We start from the raw sequence: 18,541 nt of genomic DNA on the forward strand, positions 1-18,541 counted from the left end.
CCCCCGCCGGGCCGGGGCCCGGCGGGGGTCCGTCGGTGCGCGCGTGTGCGCGTCGGGTGTGCGTCACACCATGGTGTCGAGGATCTCCCCGACCATCTCCATGGTGGTGCCGGGGTGCAGGAAGGCGAAGCGGGCGACGGTCTCGCCGTCCCAGCCGGTGGGGGTGACGAAGCCGATCTGGTCCGCGAGCAGCTGCTGCGACCAGCGGTAGTAGTCGTCGTTGGTCCAGCCCGTGCGCTTGAAGCAGACCGCGGAGAGCTGCGGGTCGAACAGCAGCTCCAGGTGGTCGGTGTCGCGGATCAGCTGCGCGGTCTCCCGGGCGAGCGTGAGGCCGGCCTCGATGGCGTCGGTGTAGGCCTGGACGCCGTGCACGGCGAGCGAGAACCAGAGCGGCAGGCCGCGGGCGCGCCGGGTCAGGTGGTAGGCGTAGTCGGTGGGGTTCCACTCGTCGCCCTCGGTGTGCAGGACGTCCAGGTAGGAGGCGTCCTGGGTGTGCACGGCGCGGGCGAGCTGGGGGTTGCGGTAGATCAGCGCGGCGCAGTCGAACGGCGCGAAGAGCCACTTGTGCGGGTCGACGACGAAGGAGTCGGCGAGCTCGATGCCGTTGTAGCGCTCCCGGACGGAGGGGGCGAACAGGCCCGCGCCGCCGTAGGCGCCGTCCACGTGGAACCAGAGCCCGCGCTCACGGGCCACCTCGCCCAGGCCCAGGAGGTCGTCGACGATGCCCTCGTTGGTGGTGCCGGCGGTGCCGACGACGGCGATCACCGTCTCCGGGTTCGGGTCGGCGGCCAGCGCGGCGCGCAGCGCCTCGCCGGTGAAGCGGCGGTTCACGGTCGGTACCTTGAACGCCTCGACACCGATGATGTTGAAGGTGTTCTTGACCGAGGAGTGCACCTGGTCGGCGACGGCGACCCGCAGCCGGGCCTCCGGGCCGACGCCCAGGCGGCGGCGGGCGGTGTCGCGGGCGACCACCAGCGCGGAGAGGTTGCCGGCCGAGCCGCCGGAGACGAAGGTGCCGCCGGCCGACTCCGGCAGGCCCGCTCGGTCCGCTATCAGGCGCAGCACCTGGTTCTCGGCGGCGATCGCGCCGGCCGCCTCCAGCCAGGAGATGCCCTGGAGCGAGGCGCAGGAGACGACCATGTCGAAGAGCAGCGCGGCCTTGGTGGGGGCGCACGGGATGAAGGACAGGTAGCGCGGGCTGTCGGCGGAGATCACCGCGCGGGAGAGCTCGTGGTCGTAGAGCTTGAGCACGTCGGCCGGGTTGTTGCCGTCCTGGTTGAGCAGGCCGGACAGCTGGGCGCGCAGGTGCTCGCCGTCACCGGGGTGGTCGAGCGGGACGGGGTCGTACTGCAGCCGCTCGCGCATGTAGTCGAAAACCAGGTCGACCAGGTCGCTGTCGGGCCGGTGCATGCGGTCGGGGGCTGCGGACACGGGTGTCCCTCTCGGCTGTGGGGTGTCGGGGGGTCCGGCGGCGCGGGGGGTTGGCACCGCACGGCCGGACATGATCAGCGTAGGCAGCGACGGGCCCGGTCCGCGCGTCGGAACGCGGCCGGTCGGGCAGCTTTCGGGCGTCTTCGACGGGCCGCGCGCAGGATTCCTGCGCCGGCCCCGGACGCGGCCGGCCGATCAGCCGATGAGCTGGGAGAGGACGACGGAGGAGCGGCTGCGCTGGACGCCCGGCTCGCGGCGGATCCGCTCGATGACGGCCTCCAGGTGCCGCATGTCGGCGGCCCGCAGGTGGACCAGCGCGTCCGGGTCGCCGGTGACCGTCCAGGCGGCGACCACCTCGGGGAACTGGCGCAGGCTGGCGAGGATCTCCTCGGGGGCGGTCCGCTCGCGGCAGTAGACCTCGACGAAGGCCTCGGTCTGCCAGCCGAGCACCGAGGGGTCGAGCACCACGGTGAAGCCGCGGACCACCCCGCGCGCCCGCAGCCGGTCGATGCGGCGGCGGACGGCGGTGGCGGAGAGGTTCACCTGGAGGCCGATCTCCGCGTAGGAGGCGCGGCCGTCCCCGGCCAGCCGGGCGAGGAGGAGGCGGTCGGTCTCGTCCAGGGAGGCCCCGACCAGCTCGTGCGCTCGGCTGCTGCTCATCGGTGCGGGGCTCCACGGGTCGTGCGGCGTCGGGAACGGCGGCGGGGCGACGGCGGCCCGCCGAAACGGTTCGGCAACCATTCTGGCTGATGTCAGGAGTGAGAGCACCGCTGACGGATGACGCGGGGTGTCCGCGCGCCCCGGAGGCGTCAGTCCACGAGCAGGACGATCTTGCCCCGGGTGCGGCCCTCCGCGCTGAGCGCCTGGGCCGAGGCGGCCTGGGCGAGCGGGAAGGTGGAGGCGACGGTCACGGTCAGCCGCCCCTCGTCGGCGAGCGCGGCCAGCTCGGCCAGCCCGGCGGCGTCCGGACGGACCCAGACGTACCGGCCACCGCGCGCCCTGACCCCGAAGTCGGCGACCGAGGCGATCCGGGAGGGGTCGGCGACCAGGGCGGCCGAGACCTCGACGGCGTCGCCGCCGACCAGGTCCAGCGCGGCGTCCACGCCCTCCGGGGCGAGCGCCCGGACCCGGTCGGCCAGGCCTTCGCCGTGCCGGACCGGCTCGGCCCCGAGGGAGCGCAGGTAGTCGTGGTTGCGCTCGCCGGCGGTCCCGATCACCCGGGCCCCGAAGGCCCTGGCGAGCTGGACGGCCAGGTGGCCGACCCCGCCCGCGGCGGCGTGCACCAGGACGGTGTCCCCGGCGCCGACGCCCACCGCCCGCAGCGCCTGGAGGGCGGTCAGCCCGGCCAGCGGCAGCCCGCCGGCCTGTGCCCAGTCCAGCGCGGCCGGTCTGCGGGCCAGGGTGCGGACCGGCGCTGCGACCAGCTCGGCGTAGGTGCCGTGCTCGACGGCGTCCTTGCGCAGGTAGCCGTAGACCTCGTCACCGGGGGCGAACTCGGTGACCCCGCCGCCGACCGCGCGGACCACCCCCGCCGCGTCCCAGCCCATCACCAGCGGGAAGTGCGCGTCGAGCAGGCCGTCCAGCCGGCCCTCCCGCACCTTCCAGTCGACCGGGTTCACCCCGGCCGCCCTGACCTGCACCAGGACCGAGTCGGGACCGACCTTCGGGTCGGGCAGGTCGGTGTACTCGACCACCTCGGGGCCGCCGTAGCGGTGGATCGCGATTGCCTTCATGCCACCAGCGAAACCCGGACGGACCGGGATCCCGTTTCGGCCACGCCGCGAGCGCCCGGGAAGGCTCCGAACCGGCGAGCGGTTCTCGTCACATCGACAGGATGGCCATCGTCACTCTGACGCTAACCGGTTATCATAGATTGCGTCAGATAGACGAAAAGGCTGCACCGCTTGATCGGCCGCACAGAAGGGCGCCCGCCCGTGACCACCACCATCACCGAGACCTACGGCGTCGACCCCACTCCGACGCCGCTCGCTCTGCTGCTGCTCGGCCGCGAGGCCGACCCGAACAGCGAGCGCGGCGTCGAGTGCCCCGGCGACCTCCCGCCGGCCTCCGACCCGGACCTCGTCGAGCGCGCCCGGGCGGCCAAGGCCGCGCTCGGCGACCGCGTCTTCATCCTGGGCCACCACTACCAGCGCGACGAGGTGATCGAGTTCGCCGACGTCACCGGCGACTCCTTCAAGCTCGCCCGCGACGCGGCGGCCCGCCCGGAGGCCGAGTACATCGTCTTCTGCGGTGTGCACTTCATGGCCGAGTCGGCCGACATCCTCACCGGCGACGACCAGCGGGTCGTCCTGCCGGACCTCGCGGCCGGCTGTTCGATGGCCGACATGGCCACCGCCGAGCAGGTCGCCGAGTGCTGGGACGTACTGACCGACGCCGGCATAGCCGACGTCACCGTCCCGGTCTCGTACATGAACTCCTCCGCCGACATCAAGGCCTTCACCGGCCGGCACGGCGGCACCATCTGCACCTCCTCCAACGCCAAGCGGGCGCTGGAGTGGGCGTTCGAGCAGGGGCAGAAGGTGCTCTTCCTGCCCGACCAGCACCTCGGCCGCAACACCGCGGTGCGCGACATGGGCTTCTCGCTGGACGACTGCGTCGTCTACAACCCGCACAAGCCGAACGGCGGCCTGACCGCCGAGCAGCTGCGGGACGCCAGGATGATCCTCTGGCGCGGCCACTGCTCGGTGCACGGCCGGTTCACCCTGGAGTCGGTGAACGACGTGCGCGAGCGGATCCCCGGCGTCAACGTCCTGGTGCACCCGGAGTGCCGGCACGAGGTCGTCGCGGCCGCGGACATGGTGGGCTCGACCGAGTACATCATCAAGGCGCTGGACGCCGCCGAGCCCGGCTCCAAGTGGGCCATCGGCACCGAGCTGAACCTGGTCCGCCGGCTCGCCAAGGCCCACCCGGACAAGGAGATCGTCTTCCTGGACCGGGCGGTCTGCTTCTGCTCCACCATGAACCGGATCGACCTGCCGCACCTGGTGTGGGCGCTGGAGTCGCTGGTCGAGGGCCGGGTGCCGAACGTGATCACCGTCGACCCGGAGACCGAGAAGCACGCCAAGGCGGCGCTGGACCGGATGCTGGCCCTGCCGTAACGCGGGGCGGTCCGCCGCTCGCGCGGCACGGACGAAGGGCGGGCCCCCTCCCGGTGGGAGGGGGCCCGCCCCTGTGTCTGGCCGAGACGGCGGCTACTCGGGAACGCCCGGGATGAGACCGTCGCCCTCGTCGCGCAGCAGCACCCGGACCTCCTCGATGGAGGCCTCGGCATCCGGCAGGATCAGGTCGGACGGCTCCAGCGAGTCGTCCGGCAGCGGGGTGCCGAACTTCTTCACGGCGCCCAGCAGCTCACCGAGCGCCCGGCGGAAGTGTTCCTCGTCCCCCGAATCCAGTGCGGCGAGGAGCTCCTCGTCGAGCTCGTTGAGCCGGTTGAGGTGGGCCTCGCCCACCTCGAACTGCCCCTCACCCATGACCCTCATGATCATGCCGTGCGTCTCCCTGTTCCTGGGGGATGTCTCCCGGAGCTGCTCCTCGGTGGAGCTCAGGTCACTTGTTGTAGTTGATCCGCGGGGTGTCCTGCTGCTGCTGCGGCGCGGCGTCCTGCGGGCGGCCCTGCTCGATCGCCTGCGGGCCGGAGGCCGGGGAGCCGCCGGTCAGCTCGGCCTTCATGCGGGCCAGCTCCAGCTCGACGTCGGAACCGCCGGCCACCCGCTCCAGCTCGGCCTCGATGTCGTCCTTGCGGCCGAGACCGCTGGCGTCGTCGAGCGCGCCGGAGGCCAGCAGCTCGTCGATCGCGCCGGCCCGGGCCTGCATCTGCGCGGTCTTGTCCTCGGCCCGCTGGATCGCGAGACCGACGTCGCCCATCTCCTCCGAGATCCCGGAGAAGGACTCGGCGATCCGGGTCTGCGCCTGGGCCGCGGTGTAGGTGGCCTTGATGGTCTCCTTCTTGGTGCGGAAGGCGTCGACCTTGGCCTGCAGCCGCTGGGAGGCGAGCGTGAGCTTCTCCTCCTCGGCCTGGAGCTGCTGGTACTGCACCTGCAGGTCGTTGATCTGGGACTGCATGTTCGCCTTGCGGGTCAGGGCCTCGCGGGCGAGGTCCTCCCGGCCGAGCGAGAGCGCCTTGCGTCCCTGGTCCTCGTACTTCGACGACTGCTGCTGCAGCTGGGTCAGCTGCAGCTCCAGGCGCTTGCGCGAGGTGGCCACGTCCGCGACGCCACGACGTACCTTCTGCAGCAGCTCCAGCTGCTTCTGGTACGAATAATCCAGCGTCTCACGCGGGTCTTCCGCCCGGTCCAGGGCCTTGTTCGCCTTGGAGCGGAAGATCAGCCCCATACGCTTCATGATTCCGTCGCTCATGGGCCTCGGGTGCCCCCTTCTCCGGCCTGCGGTCTCTATCTCGTTACCAGACACGACGAGTGTATGTGCAGCGAGCCCGTCGCCGCAGTGCACCTGCCTGCAACAAGAGTGCTACAGGTCGGTCCCGTAAAGCCTCCTCCGCGGGGTGGATCCCGTTCTCGTACCACCCGCCGGTCAGCGGAGTGATCCCCTACGGGGAACCCCGGGGAAACCCGGGGCCGGCCGCCCGGGACGCGATCGATATGCGTTTGGTTCCCGGGGGACCGGAGGAAGCCGTCCCGCACCCCGTACGCTGGTGGTGTGTTCCGACGCCGTTCAGATGATGCCGCTGCCTCCGCCGCCGTGCTGGAGAAGCAGGACGAGACGACCCAGCCCCGCGACCCGCAGGCGAAGAAGGGCCGCCCCACGCCCAAGCGCAGTGAGGCCGAGGCCAACCGGCGGACCAGGGTGAACGTGCCCAAGGACCGCAAGGAGGCCACCCGCCAGGCCCGCGAGCGGATGCGTGCCGAGCGCGAGAAGCAGCGCACCGCGCTGCTGGAGGGCGACGAGCGCCACCTCCCGGCCCGCGACAAGGGCCCGGTGCGCAAGTTCACCCGCGACTACGTGGACGCCCGCTGGTCGCTGGCCGAGTTCTTCCTGCCGGCCGCGGTCGTGATCCTGGTGCTCAGCATCGTCAAGGTGCCGGCCCTCCAGCTGCTCTCCACGCTGCTGTTCCTGCTCTTCTTCGTCCTGGTGGTGCTGGACTTCGTCCGGCTCGGCTTCGGCCTGCGCAAGCAGCTCGCCGAGCGCTTCGCCGGGCAGAACACCCGTGGCGCGGTCGCCTACGGCCTGATGCGCATCCTGCAGATGCGCCGGCTGCGACTGCCCAAGCCGCAGGTGCGGCGCGGGGAGAAGCCCTGACCGCCGAACCGGTGGACTCCGGCTGGGCCCCTCCCGTCTGGGACGGGCCCGGCCTCTACGCGCTCCCCGGCCAGGGCGGCGGCGGCCACGACCGGTTCGCCCAGGAGCGCGCCGGCCACGACCGCGGCGGGTACGAGCTGACCGGGTACGAGCGGCGGCTGCCCTCGCGCAGCGGCTCCTTCGCCGGTGCCGGCCCGTCCCCCGGGCGGCCCGGTTCGCTGCGCAACCTCGTCCGGCAGGAGATGGTCGCCCGGCAGCTCGCCGAGCAGCTGACCGGCCGCGACGCGCAGCGCGTCCTCGACATCGGCTGCGGCCAGGGCACCCAGGCGCTGCGGCTGGCCCGGGCCGGGCACTACGTCACCGGCATCGACTCCGACCCGGCCGCGCTCGGCGCCGCCCAGGGCGCGCTCGCCGAGGAGCCCGAGGCGGTGCGGGAGCGGGTCCAGCTGCTGATCGGCGACGGCCACCAGTGCGGGCGCTGGTTCGGGGCGCGCAGCTTCGACGTCGTGCTCTGCCACGGCGTGCTGATGTACCTGCCGGACCCCGATCCGATGATCGCCTCGTTGGCCCGGCTGCTCGCCCCCGGCGGACTGCTCTCCCTGGTGGTGCGCAACCGCGACGCGCTCGCCCTGCGGCCCGCGGCCGCCGGTGACTGGCGCGCCGCCCTGGAGGCCTTCGAGAGCGACCGGTACTACAACCGGCTCGGGCTGGCGGCCCGCGCCGACCGGATCGCCGACCTCGCCGTGACCCTCTCCGAGGTGTCCGTGCCGCTGCGGCACTGGTACGGCGTGCGGGTCTTCACCGACCACGCCCCCGACGACGCGGCGCCGGTCGACGGCCGGCAGCTCGCCCAGCTGCTGGAGGCCGAGGAGCGGGGCGGGCGCACCGACCCGTACCGGCAGGTCGCCGCGCTGCTGCACGTCGTCGGCATGAAGTAGCCCCGGAGCCGGCCCGGCTCCGGGGCCACCCCCGACGGCTCAGTCCTCGTGCAGGCTCATCGTGTAGACCTCGCGGCCGTCGTCCAGCAGCAGCGCGCGGTCCACGCCGTCCTCGGCCAGCTGCTTCCAGTTCTCCCCGATCCAGGTCTCCGCGTCCCCCTGGCCGGCGAACTCCTCCGCCTGGCCGCTGTCCGGGGCCACCACGGCGCCGTCCGCCTTCTCGTACCGCCACGTCCAGACCATGCCCGGCTCCTCCCGCCGACGATCAGCGATGCGCTGTGTGCGCACCCTAAGCCCTCAGGTTGCCCGGCCGGATCTTCGCTATGCGCGGTGCGCGAGGATGGGGCGCATGACATCCGACGCCCCACTCCCCCGCACCCTGCTGCTCGGCGGCGCCCGGTCCGGCAAGTCCACCAGGGCCGAGCAGCTGCTCGCCCGCCACGAGGACGTGCTGTACGTCGCCACCGGCGGTACCCGGGACGGCGACGCCGAGTGGGCGCAGCGGGTCGCGCTGCACCGGGAGCGGCGGCCGGCGAGCTGGCGCACCGCCGAGACCTGCGACCTGGAGGCGGTCCTGGCCGACCCCGCCGACCCGGCGCCGGTGCTGGTCGACTGCCTGGCGCTGTGGCTCACCGCCGTCATGGACGAGTGCGGTGCCTGGGACGACGCGGTCTGGGCGGACGGCGGCGAGGCCGCGGTGCAGCGGCGCTGCGCGGCGCTGGCCCGGGCCTGGGCCGGCACCCGGCGGCAGGCGGTGGCGGTCAGCAACGAGGTCGGCATGGGCGTCGTCCCGGCCACCGCGGCCGGCCGCCGGTTCCGCGACACCCTGGGCCGGCTCAACATGGCGATCGCCGACGCCTCCGAGCGTGTGCTGCTGGTGGTCGCGGGGCAGGTTCTCACCGTCAAGCCCGCCGCCGACTGAACGACGGCGGCGTGTAGCCTTCCGGACGATGGACACGACCGTGGATCTCGATACGTTCTCCTCGCTCGTCGAGCGCCCCGACGAGAGCGCCCGGCGCGCCGCCGAGGAGCGGTGGCAGGAGCTGGACCGGCCTCGCAACGGCCTCGGCAAGCTGGAGGAGCTGGGCGCCTGGCTGTCGTCCGTGCAGGGGCGCTCCCCGGTGCGGCCGCTGTCGGCGCCCAAGGTGGTGCTGTTCGCCGCCGACCACGGGGTGGCCCGCCTCGGGGTGTCCCGGCTGCCCGCGCAGGGCGGTACGGCGGCGCGGGTGCGCGCCGTGCTCGACGGCACCGCGCCGGTCGCACTGCTCGCCCGCCGCTTCGGCGCCGGGGTGCGGGTGGTGGACGTCGCGGTCGACGCCGACGCCGCCGGCTTCCCCGGCGAGGTCACCGAGCACCGGGTGCGGCGCGGCTCCGGGCGGATCGACGTCGAGGACGCGCTGAGCCCCGAGGAGACCGCCAAGGCGTTCCGGGCCGGCATGGCGGTGGCCGACGAGGAGGCCGACGCCGGGACCGACCTGGTGGTGCTGGGCGACCTCGGGGTCGGCGCGACCACGGTGGCGGCGGTGCTGATCGGCGCGCTCTGCGGGACGGACGCGGCGGCGGTCACCGGGCGCGGCTCGGGCATCGACGACCGGGTGTGGATGGTCAAGTGCGCGACCGTGCGGGACTCGCTGCGCCGGGCCCGCCCGGTGCTGGGCGACCAGCTGGCGCTGCTCGGGGCCACCGGCGGGGCGGACTTCGCGGCGATCACCGGGTTCCTGCTGCAGGCCGCGGTGCGCAAGCTGCCGGTGGTGCTGGACGGCGTGGTCTCGGCGGCGTGTGCGCTGGTCGCGCAGCGGATCGCGTTCCGGGCGCCGGAGTGGTGGCGGGCCGGGCAGACCAGCGGCGAGCCGGCGCAGGCGAAGGCCTACGACCGGCTGACGCTGACACCGCTGCAGGAGCAGGGCATCACGATGGGCGAGGGGGTCGGCGCGCTGATGGCGCTGCCGCTGCTCCAGGCCGCGGCGGACACGCTGGCCGAGGAGGTGCCGGAGGTGTTCGTGTCGGCGGCGCCGAAGGAGCCGGCGCGGCTGCCGACGGCGGCGGAGCTGCTGGGGAAGCTGTAGGACGGGTCGGGGGCCCGGGTCCGGTCGGTGACGACGGGTCCGGGCCCTTCGGCTGTTCCGAGTGGTCGGTGGGTGGTCGGTGTGCGGGACGGGTTGCGGGACGGGTTGCGGTTCGCGTTCGGGACCTTGTCGGTGCTGCGGGTGCGGGTCGAGCGGTGGGACCGGGAGGCCGGCGGGCGGGCGATGGTGCTCGCTCCGGTGGTCGGGGTGGTGCTGGGGGCGCTCGCCGCAGGTACGGGGGCCCTGGTCGCCTGGCGGGCGGGCGGGCCGCTCGGGGCGGTGGCGGCGGTCGGGGTGCTTGCGGCGCTGACCCGGGGGCTGCACCTGGACGGGCTCGCGGACGTCGCGGACGGCCTGGGCAGCGGGAAGCCCGCCGAGGACGCCTTGCGGATCATGAAGCAGTCGGACATCGGCCCGTTCGGCGTGCTCACCCTCGTCCTGGTGCTGCTGGCGCAGGTCGCGGCGCTGGCCGGGCAGTTCGCCGTCTCCCCGCTGCGCGGTGCGCTCGCGGTGCTCGCGGCGGCGGTGGCCGCGCGGTGCGCGCTCGCCTGGGGGTGTCTGCGGTCGGTGCCGGCGGCCCGGCCGGGCGGGCTGGGCGCGATGGTGGCGAGCACGGTGACGCCGGGTGCGGCCGTCCTCTCGACGGGTGCGGCGGCGGCGCTGCTCGCCCTCGCCGGAGCAATTGACGGATGGTCAGCGGCCGTGCTGCCGACGGCCGTTGCGCTGGGCCTCGGCGGATCCTGGCTGCTGCTGCGGCGCTGTGTGCGGCGGTTCGGCGGGATCACCGGGGACGTGCTCGGCGCGATGGCGGAGACCGGCGCGACCGGTGCGCTGCTGGCAGTCGCGCTGCTGCGCTGAAGGGGACGCCAAAGCCCCTGCGCCGAAAGGCGGTACACCGGGCGGCGCGTGATCCCAGCATGCGGACTACCATGCGGGGAGCACCGCAGCCCTGCACCGCCGCAGGTCCTGCCCGTCCTGCGCACGTCGAGGCGCCGGGGCCTCTGGTGTGCGCGACCGCCGCGGCGGTGGGCGCGCGCAGCCAGGGGCCCCGGGTCCGGCGGACGCCGGCCGGTCGGCCTGGCCGGCGGACCGGGCTGCGCCGGTGCGGCACACGCGCCGCGACCGGTCGTGGACCGCGAAAGAACAGGACGTTTTACGTGACTGCATTGTCTGTGAGCACCTCCTCCGCCGCCTCGCTGCGCGCGGACGCCCTGGTGGTCGGCGTGGCGAAGGGCCCCAAGGGCATCGTGCTGGCCCCCGGCGCCGAGGCCGTGGCCGAGGCGTTCGAGGGCAAGCTGACCGAGGTTCTCAGCACGCTGGGCGCCACCGGCGCCGAGGGCGAGACCGTCAAGGTTCCCTCCCCGGCCGGTCTCAAGGCCGCGCTCGTGCTCGCGGTCGGTCTCGGTGACGCCGCCGAGGGCGGGTACGAGCTGGAGGCGCTGCGCCGCGCCGCCGGTGTGGCCGCCCGCGCCCTGGCCGGTGCCAAGAAGGCCGCGCTGGCCCTGCCGGCCGAGTCGGCCGACGAGATCGAGGCGGTCGCGCTGGGTGCCCTGCTCGGCGCCTACGCGTTCGGCACCTACAAGAACAACGGCAACGGCGGCAAGGAGCCGGTCGGCGAGCTGGTGCTGCTGTCGACCCGCAAGGGCAGCAAGGACGCCAAGGCCGCGGTCGAGCGCGCCCTGGTCGTCGGCGAGGAGATGAACCGCGCCCGCGACCTGGTCAACACCGCCCCGAACGACCTGAACCCGAAGTCCTTCGCCGCGCTCGCCCAGGCGGCCGGCAAGGAGCACGGCCTCAAGGTCGAGGTGCTGGACGAGAAGGCGCTGCTCAAGGGCGGCTTCGGCGGCCTGCTGGGCGTCGGCAACGGCTCGGTCAACCCGCCGCGCCTGGTGAAGGTGGCCTACACCCACCCGAAGGCCAAGGCCACCCTGGCGTTCGTCGGCAAGGGCATCACCTACGACTCGGGCGGCATCTCGCTGAAGCCGGCCGGCCACAACGAGACCATGAAGTGCGACATGGCCGGCGCCGCCGCGGTGTTCGCCGCCGTGGTCTCCGCCAAGCGTCTGGGCCTGCAGGTCAACGTCACCGCCTGGCTGGCGCTGGCGGAGAACATGCCGTCCGGCTCGGCCACCCGCCCGGGCGACGTGCTGCGGATGTACGGCGGCAAGACCGTCGAGGTGCTGAACACCGACGCCGAGGGCCGCCTGGTGCTGGCCGACGCCATCGTGCGCGCCGGCGAGGAGAACCCGGACGTGATCGTCGACGTCGCCACCCTGACCGGCGCGATGATGATGGCGCTGGGCAACCGCACCTTCGGTGTGATGGCCAACGCCGACGAGCTGCGCGACACCCTGCACGCGGTCGCCGGCGAGGTGGGCGAGCAGTCCTGGCCGATGCCGCTGCCGGCCGAGCTGCGCAAGGGCATGACCGAGTCGACCGTCGCCGACCTGGCCAACATGGGCGAGCGGATGGGCGGCGGCCTGGTGGCCGGCCTGTTCCTCAAGGAGTTCGTGGCCGAGGGCATCGACTGGGCGCACCTGGACATCGCCGGTCCGGCGTTCCACGAGGGCGCGCCGTTCGGCTACACCCCCAAGGGCGGCACCGCCTCCGCGGCGCGCACCCTGGTCCGCTTCGCCGAGCAGAAGGCGGCGGGCGGCAAGGCCTGACGGCCCGGCACGACCGACGGACGGGGTCCGGTGCGCACACCGCGCCGGGCCCCGTCCGGCTCTCCGGGGCGGGTTACCTGCCGGTAGGGGACACGGGGCGGCCGTCGCACCTCTGTTCGCTGCGGGCGAAACTTTGTTCCACAGTGCGGAACCCGGGGGCCCGAGGGCTCGCCGACCGCTCGCCGCCCTCCCGGCCAACCCCGCTCTGAGCTGCGACGATGGCCCCGGACATGGACTGTTCCCGGTGTTGCCACCGCCCCTCGGGCCGCCCCCGGGGCGGACCCGGACATCAGTCGCCGCGAACAAGTGCGAAGATGTATTTCCGGCACGACTGGGCGCCCCACAAAGGCTTCCGACCCACCGGACCGCGACCGGCCCGGCGATCCACACCCCTTGCTTGGAGGACGTGACGTGGCGAACGACGCCAGCACCGTTTTCGACGTAGTCATTCTCGGAGGCGGAAGCGGCGGTTACGCCGCGGCGCTCCGCGGCGCCCAGCTGGGCCTGAGCGTCGCCCTGATCGAGAAGGGTGAGCTGGGCGGTACCTGCCTGCACCGCGGCTGCATCCCGACCAAGGCCCTGCTGCACGCGGCCGAGATCGCCGACGAGACGAAGGAGGCCGCCGAGTTCGGCGTGCTGGCCACCTTCCAGGGCATCGACATCAACGGCGTCCACAAGTACAAGAACGACGTCGTCGCCGGCCTCTACAAGGGCCTGCAGGGCCTGGTGGCGTCCCGCAAGGTCACCTTCATCCAGGGCGAGGGCAAGCTCTCCTCGCAGACCTCGGTGGACGTCAACGGCCAGCGCGTCGAAGGCCGTCACATCGTCCTGGCCACCGGCTCCGTGCCGCGCTCGATCCCGGGCCTGGAGATCGACGGCAACCGCGTCATCTCCTCGGACCACGCCCTCAAGCTCGACCGCATCCCGAAGTCGGCCGTCATCCTCGGTGGCGGCGTGATCGGCGTCGAGTTCGCGTCCGTCTGGAAGTCGTTCGGCGTCGACGTCACCATCGTCGAGGCCCTGCCGCACCTGGTCCCGCTGGAGGACGAGAGCTCCTCCAAGCTGCTGGAGCGCGCCTTCCGCAAGCGCGGCATCAAGTTCGAGCTGAAGGCCCGCTTCTCGGGCGTCGAGTACACCGAGACCGGTGTGCGCGTCTCCACCGAGAACGGCAAGCAGATCGACGCCGACCTGCTGCTCGTCGCCATCGGCCGCGGCCCGGTCTCGGCCGGCCTGGGCTTCGAGGAGAACGGCGTCGCGATGGACCGCGGCTACGTCCTCGTCGACGAGTACATGCGCACCAACGTGCCGACCATCTCGGCCGTCGGCGACCTCGCCCCGACCCTGCAGCTGGCGCACGTCGGCTTCGCCGAGGGCATCCTGGTCGCCGAGCGCCTGGCCGGCCTCAAGCCGGTGCCGATCGACTACGACGGCGTCCCGCGCGTGACCTACTCCAACCCCGAGGTGGCCTCCGTCGGCATCTCCGAGGCCAAGGCCGTCGAGCTGTACGGCAAGGAGAAGGTCGTCACCGTCAAGTACAACCTGGCCGGCAACGGCAAGAGCAAGATCCTGAAGACCGCCGGCGAGATCAAGCTCGTCCAGGTCAAGGACGGCGCCGTCGTCGGTGTCCACATGGTCGGCGCCCGTATGGGCGAGCAGGTCGGCGAGGCCCAGCTGATCTACAACTGGGAGGCTCTGCCGGCCGAGGTCGCGCAGCTCATCCACGCCCACCCGACCCAGTCCGAGGCCCTCGGCGAGGCGCACCTGGCGCTGGCCGGCAAGCCGCTGCACGCGCACGACTGATCGCGCCCCCCACCCCCCATTCCAGTTCGCAAGACTTGATAGGAGTCGCTGAAACCATGGCGGTCTCAGTAACACTGCCCGCGCTGGGCGAGAGCGTTTCCGAGGGCACCGTCACCCGTTGGCTGAAGGCCGAGGGTGAGCGCGTGGAGGTCGACGAGCCGCTGCTCGAGGTCTCCACCGACAAGGTCGACACCGAGATCCCGGCCCCGGCCTCCGGCATTCTGGCCTCGATCAAGGTCGCCGAGGACGAGACCGTCGAGGTCGGCGCCGAGCTGGCGATCATCGACGACGGCTCGGGCGCCCCGGTCGCCGCTCCGGCCCCGGCCGCCGAGGCCGCTCCGGCCGCCCCGGCCGCTCCGGTCGCCGCCCCGGCCCCGGTCGCGGAGGCCCCGGCCGCCGCTCCGGCTCCGGTCGCCGAGGCTCCGGCTGCCGCCGCTCCGGCCGCCGACGCCACCCCGGTGCTGCTGCCGGCGCTGGGCGAGTCGGTCACCGAGGGCACCGTCACCCGCTGGCTGAAGGCCGAGGGCGACACGGTCGAGGTCGACGAGCCGCTGCTCGAGGTCTCCACCGACAAGGTCGACACCGAGATCCCGTCGCCGGTCGCCGGCACGCTGGTGAAGATCCTGGTCGGCGAGGACGAGACCGCCGAGGTCGGCGCCCAGCTCGCGCTGATCGGTGCCGCGGGTGCCGTCGCCGCCGCTCCGGTCGCCGCTGCTCCGGCCGCTCCGGTCGCCGCCCCGGCCCCGGTCGTGGAGGCCCCGGTCGCCGCTCCGGCCCCGGTCGCCCCGGCTGCCCCGGCTCCGGCCCCGGCCGCTCCGATCGCCGCCCCGGTTGCCGCTCCGGCTCCGGTTGCCGCCGCTCCGGCCGCCCCGGCCCCGGTCGCCCCGGCTGCCCCGGCCGCGCCGGTCGCCGACGCCGGTGACGCCTACGTCACCCCGCTGGTGCGCAAGCTCGCCGCCGAGCACGACGTCGCGCTGTCCGCCGTCACCGGCACCGGTGTCGGCGGCCGCATCCGCAAGCAGGACGTCCTGGCCGCCGCCGAGGCCGCCAAGGCCGCCCAGGTGCAGGCCCCGGCCCCGGTCGCCGCCGCTCCGGCCGCCGCGCCCAAGGCCGCCGCCGCGCCGTCCGCCCTGCGCGGTCAGACGGTCAAGATGACCCGCATGCGCAAGGTCATCGGCGACAACATGATGAAGGCCCTGCACGAGCAGGCGCAGCTCACCAGCGTGGTCGAGGTGGACGTCACCAAGATCATGTCGCTGCGCGCCAAGGCCAAGGACGGCTTCCTGGCCCGCGAGGGCGTCAAGCTCTCCCCCATGCCGTTCTTCGTCAAGGCCGCCGCCCAGGCGCTGAAGAGCCACGCGGTCGTCAACGCGCGGATCAACGACGCCGAGGGCACCATCACCTACTTCGACACCGAGAACATCGGTATCGCGGTGGACTCGGAGAAGGGTCTGATGACCCCGGTCATCAAGGGTGCGGGCGACCTCAACATCGCCGGCATCTCCAAGAAGACCGCCGAGCTGGCCGGCAAGGTGCGCGACAGCAAGATCACCCCGGACGAGCTGTCCGGCGCCACCTTCACCATCAGCAACACCGGTTCGCGCGGTGCGCTGTTCGACACCGTCATCGTGCCGCCGAACCAGGCCGCGATCCTGGGCATCGGCGCCACGGTCAAGCGCCCGGTGGTCATCGAGGCCGACGGCGGCACCGCCATCGGCATCCGCGACATGACCTACCTGTCGCTCTCCTACGACCACCGCCTGGTGGACGGCGCCGACGCCGCCCGCTACCTGGTGGCCGTCAAGGAGATCCTGGAGGCCGGCGAGTTCGAGGTCGAGCTCGGCCTGTAAGGTCCCGGGAGTTCACCTCCGGCAGCACCGGAACCCCGCGCCGTCCCCGGACGGCGCGGGGTTCCGCGCGTCCGGGGCCCTTCCGGTGGCCGCCGCCGGGGGCTTCGCGCCGTTCCGGGTTTTTCGCGCGGTTCCGGGTGATTCACCCGTTCTTCGCATGCGCGCGTGCGACCGAACAGGGATGCTGGAGCGGTGATGGACGAGACCGACTTCTGGCTGATCATCGACGAGACCCGGGAGGCCGCCGAGGGCGACCCGGACGAGCAGGCGGACCGCCTGGTGGAACGGCTCGGTGAGCTGGCCCCGGACGACGTCATCGACTTCGCCCGGCTCTTCGAGGCCCGCTTCCAGCGCGCCTACCGCTACGACCTGTGGGGCGCGGCGTACCTGCTGCTGGGCGGCGCCTCCGAGGACTCCTTCGACTACTTCCGGTGCTGGCTGATCGGCCAGGGCCGGGACGTCTTCGAAGGCGGCCTGTACGAGCCCGACGACCTGGCGGACCTGCTGCCGGAGTTCGACGAGGAGGAGGACGGCGAGGCCGAGGACCTCGGCTACGCCGCCGACGAGGCCTACGAGCAGCTGACCGGACTGCCGCTGCCCGAGGTGGGCGGGCGGCAGCCCGCGCGGCCGTCCGGGGCCGCCTTCGACTTCGACGACCCGGACGTCATGGCGAAACGGTTCCCCAAGCTCTGGGAGCGGTACGGGGATTGAGGACGGGGGACTGAGGGGACGGCCGACACCGGGCGCGGCCGGGGGCTCAGGCGCTCGAACCGCCCGCCGCGCCGGTGTCCTGCTTGATGCCCTTGAGGATCTGGTCCAGGGCCGAGGGGTCGGGCGCGCCCGCGGCGTCGTCCACCCCGCCCTCGAAGGCCACGTAGCCGCCGCCCTTGGCCGGGACGGCCGCCAGCAGGATGTAGCCCTTGCTGCCGTCCGAGGTCACGATGTGCCAGCGCACCGCGTACCCGGCGATGCCCGCCACCGTGGTGCTGGAGGAGCCGGCGTCGGTGTGCGAGCTGATGTCGGTGAAGATCGCCGCCGCGTAGGCCGGCATCGCCGCCTCGGCCGCCGCGCGGGCGGTGGTGCCGGAGATGGTGTCCTTCTCGACCGAGAACTGGCCGCGGATGCAGTTGCCGCCGCCGGGGCAGGTGTACTGGCCGGTGCCGAGGAAGACGGTCGAGTGCTCGCCGCTGGTGTTCGCCTCCCAGCCTTCGAAGACCGGCACGGTGATGCCGTGCTGCGGATCGGCGACGGTGTCCTTGGGTGCCGGGGCCGGGCGCGCCGACGTGGTGGGCGACGGCGAGTCCGGCCTGGTCGGGGCCGGGGTGTCGGTGACGGTGACCGTGGTCACCGGCCGGGACCTGTCGGCGGACGGACCGTCACCGCCGCTGTTGAGCGCGATGGCGGCCACCACGCCGACCACGGCCAGCACCGCGACCCCGATGCCGACGGCCGTACCCGTCCTGATCCGGTTCGGCTTGGAGGGCGGCGGGTAGGCGGCCGGCGGGTAGCCGTAGGCCGGCGGGTTCTGCGCCGGGTAGCCGTAGCCGGGCTGCCCCGGCTGCGGCGGGCCGTAGGCGTACGAGGGCGGCGGGGGCGCGGCGGACGGGCCGCCGGGGCTCTGCCAGGAGACCTGCGTCGGGGCGTCGGCAATCGGGCCGCCGCCCGCCTGGACGGGGCGCACGTCACTGGTCCAGGCCGTGCCGTCCCACCAGCGCTCATGACCGGCCGTGCCGTCCGCACCCGGAACCGGGTACCACCCGGGAGGCGTCGAGTTGCTCACGGCAAGACGGTACCCGCCCGGGTGATGCTCCAGACAGGCCGGGTCCGTCACGACTCTGCACCACCCGGGCAACGGCTCTGACGGAACGTCAGTCGGGCGCCGGGCGGTGCGGGGTCCGGCCGGGGTCCGCCGGGTCGGCGGGGCCGGCCGGTTCAGTCGGTTCAGTCGGTTCAGTCGGTGAGGGGGCGGGCCATCCAGACGTCGTCGACGTACTTGCCGTCGATCAGGAACTCCTCGGCCAGCACGCCCTCGACCACGAAGCCGCAGCGCCCGTAGAGGGCGCGGGCCGGGGCGTTGTGGCCGAGCACCCGCAGGGTGAGCTTGCGGGCGCCCTGGCCGCGGGCCGTCCGGCAGGCCTCCTCGACCAGCGCGACACCGATGCCCCGGCCGCGGACGGAGGCGTCGACGGCCAGTCCCTGGATCTGGCGCACGTGCTGGTTGCTGGGCACCGGGGTCGGCGGAGCGATCCGGATGTAGCCGACGATCCGGCCGTCGAGCAGGGCGAGGCGGTACTGGTCCGGGGGGTGGCGCTCGTCGAAGACCCCCGCGTCCTCGGCGGGCCGCGGGCTGACCTCGGCCAGCGGGGTCCAGGTGGTGCGGTTGAGGACGGCGAGTTCCTTCTCGTCCTCGGGCCGGGCCGGGCGGATGATCAGATCGTCGGTTTGGTGCATGCGCGGCATGCTAACCACGGGCCGCGCTGACGTACACGGAATTTTCCCCCGCCGCCGCTTCG

General features: G+C 73.4%; 17 protein-coding genes and 1 pseudogene. 10 read left to right on the plus strand and 8 right to left on the minus strand.

Annotation, left to right across the window (positions count from 1 at the left end):
• Positions 1-63 precede the first annotated feature (63 nt).
• The 3 genes from ACFU9E_RS22595 to ACFU9E_RS22605 all read right to left on the minus strand — a co-directional run bounded on the left by ACFU9E_RS22595 (position 64) and on the right by ACFU9E_RS22605 (position 3,164).
• Complete coding sequence (locus ACFU9E_RS22595) at positions 64-1,431, minus strand: pyridoxal phosphate-dependent decarboxylase family protein (RefSeq protein WP_380688843.1); 1,368 nt, start codon at positions 1,429-1,431, stop codon at positions 64-66.
• A 195-nt stretch (positions 1,432-1,626) separates the two neighbouring features.
• A complete protein-coding gene (locus tag ACFU9E_RS22600; RefSeq protein ID WP_380688845.1) occupies positions 1,627-2,091 on the minus strand; it encodes an Lrp/AsnC family transcriptional regulator in 465 nt (154 codons plus the stop codon).
• Between the two features lie 149 nt (positions 2,092-2,240).
• Positions 2,241-3,164 (minus strand): NADP-dependent oxidoreductase, encoded by a 924-nt coding sequence (locus ACFU9E_RS22605; protein WP_380688847.1) that lies wholly within the window; start codon positions 3,162-3,164, stop codon positions 2,241-2,243.
• A 201-nt stretch (positions 3,165-3,365) separates the two neighbouring features.
• Between ACFU9E_RS22605 and nadA the strand changes: the two genes are divergently transcribed.
• On the plus strand, positions 3,366-4,550 hold the full coding sequence (gene nadA, locus ACFU9E_RS22610; protein WP_380688849.1) for a quinolinate synthase NadA: 1,185 nt from the start codon (positions 3,366-3,368) through the stop codon (positions 4,548-4,550).
• 93 nt (positions 4,551-4,643) lie between these two features.
• Here nadA and ACFU9E_RS22615 read toward each other — a convergent pair whose 3' ends face one another.
• Together ACFU9E_RS22615 and ACFU9E_RS22620 are read right to left on the minus strand one after the other, a co-directional pair.
• Positions 4,644-4,937, minus strand: coding sequence for a hypothetical protein (locus ACFU9E_RS22615; protein WP_380684855.1), 294 nt, complete (start codon positions 4,935-4,937; stop codon positions 4,644-4,646).
• A 61-nt stretch (positions 4,938-4,998) separates the two neighbouring features.
• Positions 4,999-5,808: a PspA/IM30 family protein gene (locus ACFU9E_RS22620; protein WP_380684856.1), complete on the minus strand. Its 810-nt coding sequence runs from the start codon at positions 5,806-5,808 to the stop codon at positions 4,999-5,001.
• Between the two features lie 300 nt (positions 5,809-6,108).
• Here ACFU9E_RS22620 and ACFU9E_RS22625 point away from each other — a divergent pair, with 300 nt between their 5' ends.
• Positions 6,109-6,708: a DUF3043 domain-containing protein gene (locus tag ACFU9E_RS22625; protein WP_355361831.1), complete on the plus strand. Its 600-nt coding sequence runs from the start codon at positions 6,109-6,111 to the stop codon at positions 6,706-6,708.
• Between the two features lie 242 nt (positions 6,709-6,950).
• On the plus strand, positions 6,951-7,646 hold the full coding sequence (locus ACFU9E_RS22630) for a class I SAM-dependent methyltransferase (RefSeq protein WP_380684864.1): 696 nt from the start codon (positions 6,951-6,953) through the stop codon (positions 7,644-7,646).
• Between the two features lie 39 nt (positions 7,647-7,685).
• On the opposite strand, the gene ACFU9E_RS22635 is transcribed toward ACFU9E_RS22630, so the two are convergent.
• Positions 7,686-7,889: a hypothetical protein gene (locus ACFU9E_RS22635; RefSeq protein WP_380684857.1), complete on the minus strand. Its 204-nt coding sequence runs from the start codon at positions 7,887-7,889 to the stop codon at positions 7,686-7,688.
• A 130-nt stretch (positions 7,890-8,019) separates the two neighbouring features.
• On the opposite strand from ACFU9E_RS22635, the pseudogene cobU reads away from it, so the two are divergent.
• From cobU to ACFU9E_RS22670, 7 genes and pseudogenes are all read left to right on the plus strand, one after another.
• Positions 8,020-8,568, plus strand: a pseudogene (gene cobU, locus ACFU9E_RS22640) (bifunctional adenosylcobinamide kinase/adenosylcobinamide-phosphate guanylyltransferase); the annotation flags it as partial.
• 28 nt (positions 8,569-8,596) lie between these two features.
• On the plus strand, positions 8,597-9,712 hold the full coding sequence (locus ACFU9E_RS22645; protein ID WP_380684858.1) for a nicotinate-nucleotide--dimethylbenzimidazole phosphoribosyltransferase: 1,116 nt from the start codon (positions 8,597-8,599) through the stop codon (positions 9,710-9,712).
• A 126-nt stretch (positions 9,713-9,838) separates the two neighbouring features.
• Entirely contained in the window at positions 9,839-10,570 is a 732-nt protein-coding gene (locus tag ACFU9E_RS22650; protein WP_380684859.1) for an adenosylcobinamide-GDP ribazoletransferase, read from the plus strand.
• Between the two features lie 299 nt (positions 10,571-10,869).
• Positions 10,870-12,378: a leucyl aminopeptidase gene (locus ACFU9E_RS22655; protein WP_380684861.1), complete on the plus strand. Its 1,509-nt coding sequence runs from the start codon at positions 10,870-10,872 to the stop codon at positions 12,376-12,378.
• Positions 12,379-12,771: 393 nt separating this feature from the next.
• Positions 12,772-14,178 (plus strand): dihydrolipoyl dehydrogenase, encoded by a 1,407-nt coding sequence (lpdA, locus tag ACFU9E_RS22660; protein WP_380684862.1) that lies wholly within the window; start codon positions 12,772-12,774, stop codon positions 14,176-14,178.
• 56 nt (positions 14,179-14,234) lie between these two features.
• Entirely contained in the window at positions 14,235-16,028 is a 1,794-nt protein-coding gene (gene sucB, locus ACFU9E_RS22665; protein WP_380684863.1) for a 2-oxoglutarate dehydrogenase, E2 component, dihydrolipoamide succinyltransferase, read from the plus strand.
• A 195-nt stretch (positions 16,029-16,223) separates the two neighbouring features.
• Complete coding sequence (locus tag ACFU9E_RS22670) at positions 16,224-16,739, plus strand: DUF4240 domain-containing protein (protein WP_355361845.1); 516 nt, start codon at positions 16,224-16,226, stop codon at positions 16,737-16,739.
• A gap of 46 nt (positions 16,740-16,785) precedes the next feature.
• Here the strand turns inward: ACFU9E_RS22670 and ACFU9E_RS22675 are convergent, their stop codons facing one another.
• Both ACFU9E_RS22675 and ACFU9E_RS22680 read right to left on the minus strand, forming a co-directional pair.
• The gene (locus tag ACFU9E_RS22675; RefSeq protein WP_380686966.1) at positions 16,786-17,808 is read right to left on the minus strand and encodes a DUF2510 domain-containing protein; all 1,023 of its coding nucleotides are present in this window, start codon (positions 17,806-17,808) and stop codon (positions 16,786-16,788) included.
• A 170-nt stretch (positions 17,809-17,978) separates the two neighbouring features.
• The gene (locus ACFU9E_RS22680; RefSeq protein ID WP_380686968.1) at positions 17,979-18,488 is read right to left on the minus strand and encodes a GNAT family N-acetyltransferase; all 510 of its coding nucleotides are present in this window, start codon (positions 18,486-18,488) and stop codon (positions 17,979-17,981) included.
• Positions 18,489-18,541: the final 53 nt, after the last annotated feature.

It is taken from the genome of Kitasatospora sp. NPDC057595, from assembly GCF_042800875.1.
Taxonomy (GTDB): domain Bacteria; phylum Actinomycetota; class Actinomycetes; order Streptomycetales; family Streptomycetaceae; genus Kitasatospora.